General features: G+C 45.1%; 12 protein-coding genes. All 12 read right to left on the bottom strand.

Annotated features, from left to right (window positions below):
- Nucleotides 1-119: 119 nt before the first annotated feature.
- On the bottom strand, nucleotides 120-482 hold the full coding sequence (locus DW922_RS12070) for an XRE family transcriptional regulator (RefSeq protein WP_118726687.1): 363 nt from the start codon (nucleotides 480-482) through the stop codon (nucleotides 120-122).
- Nucleotides 483-497: 15 nt separating this feature from the next.
- The gene (locus DW922_RS12065; RefSeq protein ID WP_118726686.1) at nucleotides 498-2597 is read right to left on the bottom strand and encodes a type IA DNA topoisomerase; all 2100 of its coding nucleotides are present in this window, start codon (nucleotides 2595-2597) and stop codon (nucleotides 498-500) included.
- 3 nt (nucleotides 2598-2600) lie between these two features.
- Nucleotides 2601-4325, bottom strand: coding sequence for a CD1107 family mobile element protein (locus DW922_RS12060; RefSeq protein ID WP_002596358.1), 1725 nt, complete (start codon nucleotides 4323-4325; stop codon nucleotides 2601-2603).
- On the bottom strand, nucleotides 4300-4584 hold the full coding sequence (locus DW922_RS12055) for a hypothetical protein (protein ID WP_002596357.1): 285 nt from the start codon (nucleotides 4582-4584) through the stop codon (nucleotides 4300-4302). Before DW922_RS12055 ends, DW922_RS12060 begins: the two co-directional genes overlap by 26 nt.
- A gap of 21 nt (nucleotides 4585-4605) precedes the next feature.
- Complete coding sequence (locus tag DW922_RS12050) at nucleotides 4606-7194, bottom strand: CD1108 family mobile element protein (RefSeq protein ID WP_002596356.1); 2589 nt, start codon at nucleotides 7192-7194, stop codon at nucleotides 4606-4608.
- Nucleotides 7194-9644, bottom strand: coding sequence for a VirB4-like conjugal transfer ATPase, CD1110 family (locus DW922_RS12045; protein ID WP_002596355.1), 2451 nt, complete (start codon nucleotides 9642-9644; stop codon nucleotides 7194-7196). The genes DW922_RS12050 and DW922_RS12045 overlap by 1 nt, the downstream gene beginning before the upstream one ends.
- On the bottom strand, nucleotides 9604-9999 hold the full coding sequence (locus DW922_RS12040) for a PrgI family protein (protein WP_002596354.1): 396 nt from the start codon (nucleotides 9997-9999) through the stop codon (nucleotides 9604-9606). Before DW922_RS12040 ends, DW922_RS12045 begins: the two co-directional genes overlap by 41 nt.
- Nucleotides 10000-10062: 63 nt before the next feature.
- On the bottom strand, nucleotides 10063-10935 hold the full coding sequence (locus tag DW922_RS12035; protein WP_038259682.1) for a VirB6/TrbL-like conjugal transfer protein, CD1112 family: 873 nt from the start codon (nucleotides 10933-10935) through the stop codon (nucleotides 10063-10065).
- A 3-nt stretch (nucleotides 10936-10938) separates the two neighbouring features.
- Nucleotides 10939-11154 carry a Maff2 family mobile element protein gene (locus DW922_RS12030; RefSeq protein WP_071144656.1) on the bottom strand — a complete coding sequence of 72 codons (216 nt, stop codon included), beginning with the start codon at nucleotides 11152-11154 and terminating at the stop codon, nucleotides 10939-10941.
- Between the two features lie 107 nt (nucleotides 11155-11261).
- Nucleotides 11262-13106 carry a VirD4-like conjugal transfer protein, CD1115 family gene (locus DW922_RS12025; RefSeq protein ID WP_330602622.1) on the bottom strand — a complete coding sequence of 615 codons (1845 nt, stop codon included), beginning with the start codon at nucleotides 13104-13106 and terminating at the stop codon, nucleotides 11262-11264.
- Between the two features lie 5 nt (nucleotides 13107-13111).
- Entirely contained in the window at nucleotides 13112-13588 is a 477-nt protein-coding gene (locus DW922_RS12020; RefSeq protein ID WP_002596311.1) for a PcfB family protein, read from the bottom strand.
- A gap of 119 nt (nucleotides 13589-13707) precedes the next feature.
- Nucleotides 13708-14133, bottom strand: a complete 426-nt coding sequence (locus DW922_RS12015; protein ID WP_002596310.1) for a hypothetical protein — start codon at nucleotides 14131-14133, stop codon at nucleotides 13708-13710.
- Between the last annotated feature and the right edge of the window lie 28 nt (nucleotides 14134-14161).

The raw sequence follows: 14161 nt of genomic DNA, 5'->3' as shown, positions 1-14161 counted from the left end.
CACTCCTGCCCGTTTTTCGCTATCTCTTTTGCGGTATCCTCCGCCAGACAGGAAATCATCTGATATTTTGTTACCATAAGCATTCCTCCAAAATGACGGAGGGGATAGCCCCCGCCGCCTTACTCATAAAAACCGTGTTCTTCGATACCGTTTTCCAGAATTGTGCCAATCAGCTCTGCTAATTCCATCTCCTTCAGCTCGCTGATCACAATGAGCTTTGCAAGGGTATCTTTTTCCACCGGAACCGCATAATTTTCTTCATCGGGACAAAGCTCCCGTACACAAATCTCCAGCCCGTCTGCAATCTTGCAAAGCGTACTTATATCTGCCTCCCGGATACCTGCCAGAATATCCATCAATACATCTTCCCTGACACCGCACCGCAAAGAAAGTTCCGGAATATCCATATCCTGCTCTTTCATAATGTTTAAAATTTTATCTCCGGTGCTGTAAACAACGGTCTTTTTCATTTCTGTATTCATTTTTCTGTCTCCTTTTCACTTGCTTTTTCTCTGTGGAAATTCCATCTTGAATTTGTACTGCGAACCTTTGATTTCCTTTCCGTCTTTGATATAAGAATAATCCTCAATTCCCTCCGGAATCAGGTACGCATCGTAGCTTCCCTTTTTCCCTTTTAATCCTCTCACAAGGGTCTTTTTCCCTTCAAGCAGACTTTTCATCTGTGTATCGGAAAACGTTGCTCCCATTGCCCTACCCACATTCATGCCGCATTTTTGTTTGCAGTAAGCACCGAATTTTCCTTTTACTACATCGCTGCCGCATTTCGGGCATTTTCCAAGCACTTCCTGCATCGTTCCAAACAAAGACTTCTGATCGTCACTGATACTGTGGTAGGTTTGCACCAGCTCCCGCACCATATCTTCAATGCCATCCATGAACTCCTGCATGGTGTATTCGCCTTTTTCAACCAAAGTCAGCGTATTCTCCCAATCTGCTGTAAGCTTCGGGGATTTTACCATATCCGGCAGAACAGTAATGAGCTTCATCCCGTCCTCGGTGGGAAGCATCTGCTTTTTCTCCCGTTTCACAAAACCGTCTTTGACCAGCTTTTCAATAATGTCAGCTCTGGTGGCAGGTGTGCCAAGTCCTTTGCGTTCCACCTCATCGCCCATATCCTCTGCTCCGGCACGTTCCATCGCAGAAAGCAGGCTGTCCTCGGTAAAATGTTTGGGAGGCTGCGTGAATTGCTCTGTTACCTTTGTCTGGATAACTGGAAACGTCATGCCTTCAGAAAGCTCCGGCAGTTTCTTCTCTTCCTTATCCTCATCTGTTTTTTCTACCCGGTAGGTACGTTTCAATGCTGCTTCAAATTCTTTCCACCCGTTCTGCAGAACCGTTTTTCCGGATACATGAAAGCTGTAACCACCGCAGGAAAACTCTGCTTTTACCGTTTCATACAACTGCTTTTTCCCGGTTGCACATAACAGACGATTAGCGACAAGGGATAAGATTTTCATTTCTCCCTCCGGCACAGCGGAAAGGTCTGTCTTTGTAATTTCTATGGTGGGAATAATTGCATGGTGGTCGGTCACTTTTTTACTGTTCAACACTCTTTTTATATCCGGCTCTGCTCCGGTCTGTTCCTCAAAGAGAATCGCCTGATAAACTGCCCCGATTACCGCTTTTGCAGTTTCTTCCATATCATCGGATAAATACTGGCTGTCCGTTCTCGGATAAGTGACCAGCTTTTTCTCATAAAGGCTCTGGGTGTACTCCAATGTCTGCTTTGCAGTAAAACCAAAGATACGGTTGGCATCCCGCTGAAGCGTGGTAAGGTCATAAAGTTTTGGTGGTGCAACGCTTTTATTTTCCTTTATAACGGAACGAACCACTCCACTCTGACTTTCACACGCTGCAGCAATACTTTCTGCCCTTGCCTTATCGTCAATCCGTTCTGTCATGGCATCTATCCCATCCATCAGAATATGAGCCATGTAATACTGCTCTTTTTCAAAATTCATAATCTTCACTTCACGGTCTACCAGCATGGCAAGGGTGGGCGTCTGTACTCTGCCCACCTTTAATACCTTTCCGCCATACAGTACAGTAAATAATCTCGTACCATTTAATCCCACCAGCCAGTCTGCCTGCTGTCTGCAAAGTGCAGACTGGTACAGGCTGTCATAATCGCTTCCCGGCTTTAAGTTTTCAAACCCGTCACGGATTGCACTCTCCTCCATTGATGAAATCCACAGGCGTTTCATTGGTTTCCGGCAGCCTGCCTGTTCATATACCAGACGGAAGATAAGTTCTCCCTCCCGTCCGGCATCGGTGGCACACACCACACTTTCAACTCTTGTATCGTGCATCAGATTTTTCAAGATTTTATACTGCGTTGCTGTTTCCTTTTTCACTTCATGCTGCCACTGCTCCGGTATCATGGGCAGGCTCTCATAGCTCCATTTTTTCCATGCTTCTGAATACATCTCCGGCTGTGCCAGCTCTACCAGATGTCCTACACACCATGAAACGAGAAATCCGTTTCCCTCCATGTAACCGTCTTTTCTCTCTTTCGCCCCGATCACATGGGAAATTGCCTGTGCTACGCTGGGCTTCTCTGTAACCACCAACTGCATACCTTATTCCTCCTGTTCGTCAAAGAAATCTTCTTCCGTATCTTCCTCCGATTCCTCATCTTCGTTTTCATACTCCTCGTTATCTTCCTCATCTTCATCTTCGTCCTCGATAAAGTCCTCTTTTTTCTTGCGGACAACCTTAAAATAATAAGCAGCTCCGATAACGATTAAGGCAAGACTACCAATCAGCACATACGAAATCATCGGATTCGGTGCTTCTTTCACTTCCGGCTCCGGTTCGGTTTCCTCTGTATTTCCCGTACTCTCTGCACCTTCCGTACCTTTTTCTGTTTCCGTTTCCTTTCCCTCTGTATCTGCCTGCTCTCCGTTGTTGTTTGGCAATGCACTCTCCCCATTCGGAATTGCAGATTCCAACGCAGCGGAATTTTTCGGCAAGGTTTCACTGTTATCGGAAGTTGCATTTAACAGGTCATTTTCCGTAACCTCAGTCAAAAAATATACCATTTCTTCCTCTCCGTCCCGGTCAATAATCAGATAGAAAACTTTCTCCGTGGCGGTCTGAATAGTATAAAACTCCTTGCCCTGACCGGATTTTTCCGTACTTTCTGTTTTCCCGCTTTCTGCCTCCGCAGCTTCTTTCATTGCCTGCTTTTTCTGTTCGGCAGGACTTGTCTGTGATGTGGTATTTCCGTTACTGTCTGTTTTGGTATGCTCCGTCACGGTTCCCGTAGCACTCCCCGGTTTCGTCGGGGTCGCACTCTCCGGGAGCTGCTCCGCCGGATTCCCATCACTGGTATCGGCAGGGTCTTTATAGTACGGATTTTTCGTTTTATAAACCTCAGACATATTTCCGGCATTGTCCATTGCAGAAATGGTAAAATACTCATACCCTGCGTCAAACTGCTGGAGGCGGATATTTAACGTACCGCCCGTCAGATCTGTAAACTCATATCCATTGACATATACCGCCTTTGCACCGGAATCCGTATCATGTACCTGTATGCTTAAAAGCCCGTCACTGACTGCCGCATTTAAGGTCGGCTTTACGGTATCAAAGCACTTTATGGCACGGTTCTTCTCATAGGTATTGCCTTTCTGGTCTGTGACAAGCACATACACGGTACAGTTCTCGGAAATCCTTAATTTCTTTTCCTCCGTCACATCTGTCCAGCTTCCATTCTGCCCTACCTTTGCCTCTATCTTTGCGATTTCAAAATTCCCCGTATCTGCGGTATCTTTTACACTGAAAGAAACGGAAACAATGTCATTATGCCACTCCTCCGGCTGTCTGATTTTGATACTCACATTCGGTTTTTTATAGGTACAGAGCTTATAATCTGTGACGCAGACGGGACAGTTTTTGTCATACTCATACGCACCGCATTGATCTTCGCAATTACATACCGGCTCCGGTTTATCATTTCCCGATACAGTGCCATCCCCGGTGCTTTCATCGGTACTGCCTTCTGTATTCTCTTCGGTGCCGCCTTCGGTGCTTCCCTCCGTGCTGCCCTCCGTAGTTTCTTCCGTGCTTCCCTCGGTACTGTTTTCTGTATTTTCCTCCGTACTGACATCAGTTTCACTTTCGCCGGGTGTCTGCTCCGTACTTTCCTCCGGTTTGGATTCTTCGGTTTCTTTTGTTTCTTCGGCAAAAGCACTGATTGCGTAGTTCCCATTTACAGAAAACGCTACCGCAGGCATGGTAAATAGCACAGCGGACAATATCAGTGATATAACTGCCTTAGATGATAACTTCCTGTTCTTCATGGCTGTAAGCCTCCCTTTCTTCTGATTGTGCTGCTTCTTTCTGCTCTTTTTCTTTCAGCAGACGCATAATTTCTTCTTCGCTGACCTTGTTTAACAGAATCAGCCGATCCAGAGAGATTTTATTCTTTTCAATGAATTTCATCTTCTCCGCATCCTCTGCCATCTGAAGCTGTTCCGCCAAATCCCTCTCCCTCGCCTGCAATCCCGCAAGCTGTTCCCGGACTTTGGAAAGCTCCTTTACAATTCTCTCTTTCGTCATCGTTCCTCACTTCCTGTTATTTTAATTTCCTGATAATCTTCCAAACGCATAAAAATGGCTCTGCCAATAGGACGAATTGATTGAAGCGTAACTGATTGGATCTCCGCAATGAATCATGACCCCGTTTCCGCAGTAAATCCCCACATGGCTGACTGGTACGCCCGAATTGTATGTACCTGTAAAAAAGATAATATCCCCCGCCTTTGCATCTGCCGCCGACACAGGCGTACACTGGTTATAAATGCCCTGTGCTGTGGTTCGTGGCAGGTTATGGACACCGCTGTTTGTAAATACCCAGCAGACAAAACCGGAACAGTCAAAGCTGGTGGACGGACTGGAGCCTCCCCATACATAGGGATAGTCTAAATATCTCGCCGCTTCTTCCATAAGTGCCTGCACGGTTGCATCGTCATAGGAATCCGGCGGTATCACATTTCCTCCGCCGCTTCCGCTGCCCGGCGTTTCGCCATACAGCGTATCCGTGCCTGCTTCAAAATAAAAAAGAGGGTTATAATATTCCCCCTGATACAGACATTCGATATGTAAATGACTTCCGGTACTGCTTCCCGTATTCCCTGTTGTTCCGATCACATTTCCATGCGTCACGCTCTGTCCTGCCCGGACATTTAAGGTATCCATGTGGGCATATTTTGTGCAGTAGCCTTTTTCATCTTCAATCACTACATAATTTCCGTAATAGCTGTCATAAGTTGCGGTAGTTACTGTCCCGTCCATCGCCGCATATACGGTTGTTCCGGTAGGTACTGCAATATCTACGCCCCGATGTAACTGTTCCTGCCCTGTGACCGGATTGATACGCCAGCCATAATAACTGCTCACATAGTTGTACCAATATAAATCAAGGGGCTTATAAAACTGCTGTGTCAGCCCGTGGGTCTGGTTATAAAAAGCATAGATTTCTCTCTGCTCCTCATTCATGCGTCCGGCAACTACTACGTTTAAATCTTTTGCTGTCAGGGTCACTTCCAGAATGGTTACGGTATATTCCTCTTCCACTTCATACTCGTATTCCTCTTCTGTTGTTTCCCCCGTAACCGGGTCTGTTACCGTATGAGTGCCTGTTTTTGTTACCGTCCTTGTCCTCGTTTCCTCTGTAGGATTTAGTGTCAACTCATACATTTCATCAAACAGATATTCTATTTCTGCCTGTACCTCACTTGCAGTAAATTCCGTATGGACTGCCGACAGATAGCTGATCAGTGCAAATGGGTCATGCCCGATAGATGCCAGATTATAACGGTACTCATCATAATCCGGATAAGTGGTTTCTATGGCATCAATCTCTGCCTGCAATTCTTTTTCCAGTTCAGAAAAAGCTAAATCTGCCGCATCTATTTCTGCCGGAACGCTCATATAACTTCCTGCCAGCGTGGTACTGATTCCTCCGGCAAACATCGCCCCACAGGAAGATACTGCTGTCATAATCATCACAAGAAGCACCGAAAAGGCTCCTATGGCAAGCAGAAGCGAAACATTTTTTGATGCAATCTCCTGTATCTTTCTGGCTGCCGCTGTAAAAAGATTCCCGGACTTCGCCGCTGTTTCCTTTGCGGCTTTCGCTGTCTGTCCCGCCCGTCTTGCTTTTGCATATTCCCGTTTGATACGCTGCTTTTGCAGTCTTTTCTGCAACTGCTTCTGAATGGTCTTTTCCTGCATTTCCGGATTTTCTTCCAAGAACTTCTGATAACGGAAATTGACCTCTTTCTGCATCTGCTTTTTCTCCAGCTTTGCAGCTTTCGCTCTCCGTCTTTCCGTTTTCCCTTTGTAATGCCCTTTGAAAAAGCGGTAAACATCTTCCCCGCTCTGCTCTGTCTTGTGGGCAGCCTCCACACCGGAATTTTCTTTCTCCACTTCGGCAACCTTACTATGGGCAAAATTAGAAGATTCCATTCCCACCCTGCCAGCCGCTCTTTTTACCGGACTGTCCGGTTTGAATGGTTTCTCTTTTTTTACAGAAGTCAATACATACTTTGTTCTGCCCGTCTTTTCATCAAAAACACGCTCCAGAGAATACTCCGTTTTCTTTGGAATCTTCTTTCTTGCAGCTTCCGTCTTTTTTCTGGCTTTCTCCGCTTTCTTTTGCAGTCGGTCTAACTTTTTGCTTCCATGAAATTCCGGTTCTGCCTCTTCGGTAAAGGTAGTGTCCTTTGTCTGGAAATCCTGTTCAAAATCAAATTGCTTTACTCGCTCCCGGCTCTTTATCTCCCGCCTTTGATACCTGCCCTTTTTCTGTGACGAATGATAGGTGTCCCTGTGGCGGTAGTCATCGCTGGCAATTTTTCTACCCTGCTCCTCTCCGGCTTCCTCCGTAAAAGTGCTGTCCGGCTGCATAAAATCGCTTTTAGACTTCTCTCCGGCTTCTGCTCCCTCGGACTTTTGGACATTCTGTCCAGAAGCATCTGCTTTCTGATACTTCTTTGTATTTTTCGACCTCTGGACATCGTGTCCAGAAGTGGTATCTGCATCTCTCGGCTGATATGCTGCGGATTTTTTACCTTTACCCTCGTTTGCTTTCTTTGGAATTTCTCCGGTAAAGGTTTTTTTCTCCTGTGCAAATGCAGCCGGTTTCTGTTTCTTTTTCTCCGCCACTACTCATTTACCTCCTGCCTTACACTTTCCTCTGGTTTGGTATTCATAACCGCAAAGGTCTTGGTATCTACCGGATATTTATCTACGAACGGAATAACCACGTTGTCAAACAGAATCAGTCCGCACCCCGGCTCGGAATTGGTTACATGGGCAAGCTGTTTTTCTGACAATCCCAGCTTATCTGCAAGGATTGCCTGATCCTTTGCATTTTGATTCAGGAGATATACAAAATCGGAATTGCCGAGGATTCCCTCGATTTCCTCCGACTTCAAAAAATCGCCTACGTTCTGCGTCAGCCCCGTAGGAATACCGCCCCACTTACGGAAACGCTTCCAGATTTCCACCGAATAGATAGCGGTCTGCTTCTCCTTCAGCAAAAGGTGGAACTCATCACAATAATAGCGGGTGGCAATCTTACGCTCCCGGTTCTGCGATACCCTGTTCCAGACCGCATCCTGTACGATTAACATTCCAAGCTCTTTCAACTGGTTTCCCAAGTCCCTGATGTCAAAGCACATGATACGGTTCTGACTGTCTACATTCGTCCTGTGGTTAAAATAATTCTGCGAACCATGCACATATAGCACAAGGGAGTTTGCAATCCGTTCTGCCTTTTTGTTCTTATGCTCTAACAGGGCATTATACAAATCCTCAAGGATAGGCATATTCTCCGGTACGGGATTTTCAAAATAAGCATCGTAAATATGACGGATACATTCGTCAATGATACCTTTCTCATCATTTTCCAGACCGTTCTTTCCTCCGGCAATCAAGTCACACAGAGTAATGATAAAATCGGATTTCAGCTTTAAGGCTTCCTTATCCCCTTTATGGGAAAGCTGAATGTCCATCGGATTTAAATAATCTTTGGAATTGGTTGCCAGCCTTACCACCTGTCCGTGCAATGCTCCCACAAGGGCAAAATACTCGCCCTCCGGATCGCAGACCACAATATCGTCCTTTGTCATCAGGAAACAGGAAAGAATCTCACGCTTTGCACTAAAAGACTTACCACTTCCCGGTGTACCAAGAATCACACCGTTTGGTGTACGAAGCCGTTTCCGGTCTGCCATAATCATGTTGTTGGAAAGGGCATTTAAACCATAATAAATAGCCGGAGCTGGCATAAATAATTCCTGCGTACAGAACGGTACTAAGATAGCGGTACTCTTTGTTGTCAAATCCCGTTCAATTCCCGTATCGTTGCACCCGATTGGTGCCGATGCCATCAGTCCCTGCTCCTGTAAATACTGCATACATCTGAGGTTGCAGTTCGCCTGTTGGATAATGCCGGATACCCTCTGCGTGATATTTTCCAGTTCCCGCTTGTTTCTGCCATAGCAGGTCAGAAGAAATGTCATCTTTACCATTTTCTGATTGCTGCTGTTTAAATCGTCCAAAAGGTCAAGGGTATCTTTTTCATAAGTGATAATGTCCGTTGGAAGAATGTCCATGTCATAACCTGACCTTACCGCCTTTTTCTGCTCTTCAATCTTCATCTTCTGAATATTCGTCAAAGCACCTTTTAGCATCTTAATCGCCTTGACCGGATCCATTGTCTGCATATGCATGGTAATAGTCAGGTTCGCATCCAGATCAAGAAGCTTTTTCAACAACTCATCATCAAACTTCGGGGCAATAATATCCAGATAATGCACACTGCCATACATTTTTCCCGCCTTAAAACGACTCGGATAGCGAAAATCAAATCCCGGCGGAGCGATGTAATCTTTCACACTTTTTCCCGACTCCGCCAGTTCCTTAAAAGAAAAACGGAAAGGCTCCATAGTATCCTGGTTAAAATACTCATGCAGGATACGCAGACGTTCCTTTCCGTCAAGGCTCTTAGCGTGTGTGCCCAGATTAGTCAAATTTTTAATCACATCTGCTTCAATGCTGACAAGTTTTGCCCTTGCCTCCTTAAAGCCTTTACTCTCAATTCCAAAAATCAGATACTTTGATTTGATAATACCGTTATTTCCCTTTGCAGCCTGTTTCTTTAACATCTGCGTGTATTCCTCACGAATATCATCAAAATCATCTGCCTGCAATGGAATGTCAAACTGGTCAATTAAGGTCTGCTCGTTAACCTGTCGGTTGAACAGGAACAGCTCAAATTTAATAGACGGGTCAAAATAATTGATAAGCCTGCTGTATTCCTCCAGTATTTCCCCCTTATCCTCGATTTCCAGCAGGTCATAATTTATATCGTAAAACTCCACCATTTTCGTATAAAAGCCAGAAGTGACCTGACAGATACCGTCCCGGTACATCTTCTGAAAGGTAATGGTCTTCTGTGCTGTGGTGGGCTTTTCTGCGTTTTTATTCGTTCCGGCAAGCATGTGTTTTAACTCCGCAAGCCTTCTCCGCTCCACAAAGGTCAGCCCCGGCTTCGTTTTTCCTTTTTTCTTATGTCTGTCCGGCTTTTCTGCCGCCTGCTTTTTCTTCAAGTTTACGCACCTCCTCTTTTATACGCTCTGTTTCTTCTAATCTTCTGTAAATATTTTCTGATTTGTAGGGACGAATCCCCGGTGTGAGGAATTTCTGCCTTATCATAAAATACAGAATCTTCTCTGCCGGAAATCCGTCCTTCTCATACATTGCCAGAAAGAAAAAAGGCAGCATGACCGCTACCATCAAAAGTGCCGATGCCTGTGTGCCGATAAACCCTTTTGTAAAAATGTAAAAGGGAATCCCTACCGCACCTGCACCGCTGAAGCAAATAAGCTGGCGTTTCGTCAGATTTAACGCTACTTTTGTCTTTATGCCGCTTAAATTCTTTGGCACTGCTACGGATATTGCCATAACATCACAGCCGGAGCTGATACTGCAAGCCCCGGCTGTTCCCTCCTTTCTTTGAAATGTGTTCTAATGAGCATTCCAGATTGATTTCGCAAGGGAACCTGTCTTGAACAGGCTGAAACACAGAACAACGGTATAAGCTGCCACCGACCACAGTGCTGTGTGCAGATTGTCCGCAACCGCAATGCCGGATACCAGCACCGCATAGATTGCCACGCATACCATAATGAAAAATCCCTGAAACGCCAGTGAACACAGTCCCTTGATATAATTGTTGCCGATACCGCCCCATTCCCGGTTACTGAATGTGGCAAAGGGAACCGGAGCTACTGAAATATAAAGGTAGATTTCAATCATTCTCCCGAAAAGCATGACGGTAATAAGCAGGGAGATGATTTTCATACATAAGCTGACAATCATAGTTTCGATACCAAGCCCGATCAGCTCGCCGATGCCCATTGTATCAATCTGACTGTCAAACATGGTTTTTAGGGTATCCGTCACATCAATGGTAGTGGAACCCGAAACAATACCGCCTGCTCTGGTCACGATATGGTTTCCCACATCAAAAATCGCCATTGTGATGTCAAAGGTGTAGCTGAGAAGCAGCACAGCGATACAGGCTTTGATAAGGTAACGGAAAAAGAACTCGCTTCCTACTTCATGCATATTGTTCTTATCCATGACCATTGTAATCAGCTCATAGCAGAGTATCGCACTGATGATCATGCCCGCTATGGGTATCATCACATTTTCCGAAAGGTTCTCTATCATAGAAAACACTCCGCTGTTCCATGAACTGGGTGTCCTGCCGACTTCCCCTGCGATTGTTCCGACCTTATCATTCACATCTGTAAACATCGTAGTAAGGTTGTCCATGACCCACCCTTGCAGTATTTCCTTTATAAATTCAGTTATCTTGTCGAGAATCGCTCCCATGACTTAGGAAAACAGGCTTGTAAGCTGCGGAATTACCGTCTGTGCCACAATTACAATACCGCCACCCGCCATGAGCTGCTTGACCCCTTGTGATTTTGCCCCTGGGTTATCATTTCCGTATCCCTCAAGAAGATTGATAACGCCCCATACTGCCACGCCTGCTCCGATTGCGGTTACAACGGTCTTTAATCCTGTTACTGCTGATGTAAAAAATGCCATATTCAGTTACCTCGTTCTTTCCGAAAATTTATTTTTTGCAAAAAATAAGGAGCATTGCTTTCTATCCGCAAAACTCCTGTACCTCTGGACATCGTGTCCAAATGTTCCTATTCAGTTGTATCCGGGGAAATCTCCCCGCATTCAAAGGCTTCATCTACCTTTGTCTTTTCTGTGACCTTCAAGTGGTGCAGATGTTTCACATACTGTTCCATATCAAAGGCATTTTTCTTGTCATAATCGGACAGCTCTTTGTACCGCTTGTGCTTCGTTATATCGAATTTATCCGAGAAAAATGGTCTGACACCTCTAAGCTGCATAATACATTTCCCGCCATCCATGACAGCAATCTCATCTTGGCTCATCAGTTCCTTTCCGGTCTTTTGGTAATTCAGACCGTAGGACTGGCTCGTCCCCCTCGTATCCGAGGTGTTGTACAGGTCAATGGTTTCTTTCCCCAATACCTCTGCTAATTCCTTTAGGGTGGTCTTTTCCTTTCCTCCGAGAAACAGCGTAGTGTCGCAGTTGCCCTCTATGGTATCGGCATTGTCCCTGTAAATCGCTTTGAGCTGTGATTTTGACTGCAAAATAATAGAAGCTGATATTTCCCTGCTTCGGATCGTAGCAATCAGCTTCTCAAACTGTGGAATCTGCCCGATGTTCGCAAACTCATCAAGGAGCATACGCACATGAACCGGGAGCCTTCCGTTATAAACATCGTCTGCCTTGTCGCAAAGCAAATTAAAGAGCTGGGAATACATGATAGACACCACAAAGTTAAACGTAGCATCTGTATCAGAAATAATAACGAACAACGCTGTTTTTTCCTCTCCCAGCGTGTCAAGCTCCAGTTCATCATATTCCATCAGGTCACGCAGCTCTTTTATATCAAATGGTGCTAACCTCGCACCGCAGCTAATCAGAATCGACTTCGCTGTTTTTCCTGCCGCAAGCTTATATTTCTTATACTGCCTTACAGCAAAATGGTTCGGGTCTTTTTCCTCCAGCTCCTCAAAGAGCAGATCAACAGCATTTTTGAAGTTTTCATCGTCCTCTCTTGCTTCACTTGCATCAATCATATCAATCAGCATGGCGAAATTCTGTTCTTCCTCCGGTGCTTCGTACCAGATGTATGCAATCAATGCTGTATAATAGAGTTTTTCTGCTTTGACCCAAAAGTCCTCACCGGATTGCTGCCCCTCTCCTTTTGTGTTGACTATGATTGTGTTGACGAGTTTCAAAATGTCCTTTTCGCTCCGCAGATAAGCAAATGGATTATAATGCATGGATTTTGCAAAGTTTATGGTGTTGAGGACTTTAATCTTATACTTGCCCCGCTTCAGCATCTTCCCACATTCCACTAAGATTGTGCCTTTCGGGTCAGTGACGCAATAGGACGAGTGCATCTGCATCAGGTTCGGCTTCACGAAAAATCTTGTTTTACCGGAGCCGGAACCGCCAATCACAAGAATATTTTTATTTCTTGCATACTTCGGTTCTTTCGGTCTGCCGGACATCATCAGACGCTCCGTAGCGGTCAGAAGAATATTATTTTCAAATACAGAATCCATATATGGCTCTATATCTTTGGCATTCCCCCACCGTGCAGAACCGTATTCCACACCCTGCCGGAATTTCTTGGCATTCTTCGCCTTATAATAAACAATGAATTTTAAGGCAACGCCTCCGGCGATTCCAATCAGCAAATCACTCAGAAAAAAACTGGGGAACGGATTGGAAAACATCCTGTCCATTTGGCTCATTACTACCATCATCTTGTCAGACGCATTACTGCCCTCTGCCACTCTCCATAAAAATGCTGCCTTATTACAGAAGTACCCGGCAAGCACATAGGGAAGATTCAGCAGTATCAGCTTTTTAACATCTGCACTTTTTGCTTTTTCCTTCAGCTTTTTGGGGACAGCTTTTAAATCTTTGGTAATGCCTGCTATGATATTAGTCATAGGCTCTGCCCCCTGTCCTTATTCTTTTCCCGGCTCCGTTCTTTGTTCTGATCCTTTGATACCACATCCCGGAAATGCTTTAATTTCTGCCTTACAGAAGTCCTACTGTTCTTTTTCTCATTTCCATAAACAAATTCCTTAAATGCCTGTGCCACAGCATCGGCATCCCTGCCCTTGAAAAATACCAGATACTTCGGTGGCTCGGTGGTCTTATCCTTTTTCACAGCAAAATCAACATTGTATTTACGAGCTACCCGCTCAAAGGATTTGATATTGCCATCTGTGATTTCAATGGATGAAGCACCTGCACCCTCGCCCACCAGTTCCTTAACCGACACTTTCCCATGCGTTTTCTGTGCCTGTTTTCTGCAATGATTCAGATACATTCTCATGGCAGATTTCAGGATATTGGCATCCAGCTTTGCAGCCTTAATCACAAGGGCGATTGTTTTCTGCGTTACTTCTTCCTGCATCTGTACCTCCTTCTTTCCTTTTTACTGCTGTTCCTTCAGGGCGGAACAAGCAGCCGATGTAGTAAATATTTCATGTTCTCTCCTTTCCGCTTCTGGACATCGTGTCCAAAAATTCTGATTTACAGGCAGCCTGCTCTGATACAGTCCTCGTACTCCCTTAATGCTTCCTCTGTATCTGCATCCACAGATAACTGGATACGAACAAAATCATGCAGCGTTCCCGCTAAAAGAAAATCCTTATAAAGCCGCCCAAAATCCTCAACAAACTTCTTTATCAAATGTTCCGGATCATCTCCAGCATGATATTGTACATAAATCTGACTTCTGCCTGTGTTTCCCAGCATATCCGTCAACTGATACGTCAGCTCTCCTGTCTGCTTGACCGAAATCTGAATCAGATTGTAATTCTTTCTCAATTTAAAATAGCTACTATGATACTCCGACGTTATTGTGATGTTTGGATTTTCTTCCAGTTCCATCACAACATCTGCCAGTTTTCCCAATAACGCTGCGGCTGCTTTTTTCTGAAATTCTCTCTTTTTCATTTCATCTGACCTCCATCCGGCTTCTGGA

It is taken from the genome of Clostridium sp. AM42-4, from assembly GCF_003480105.1.
GTDB lineage: Bacteria > Bacillota > Clostridia > Lachnospirales > Lachnospiraceae > Brotaphodocola.
The sequence above is the reverse complement of the archived record's forward strand: the minus strand, read 5'-3'. Positions and strand labels throughout refer to the sequence as shown.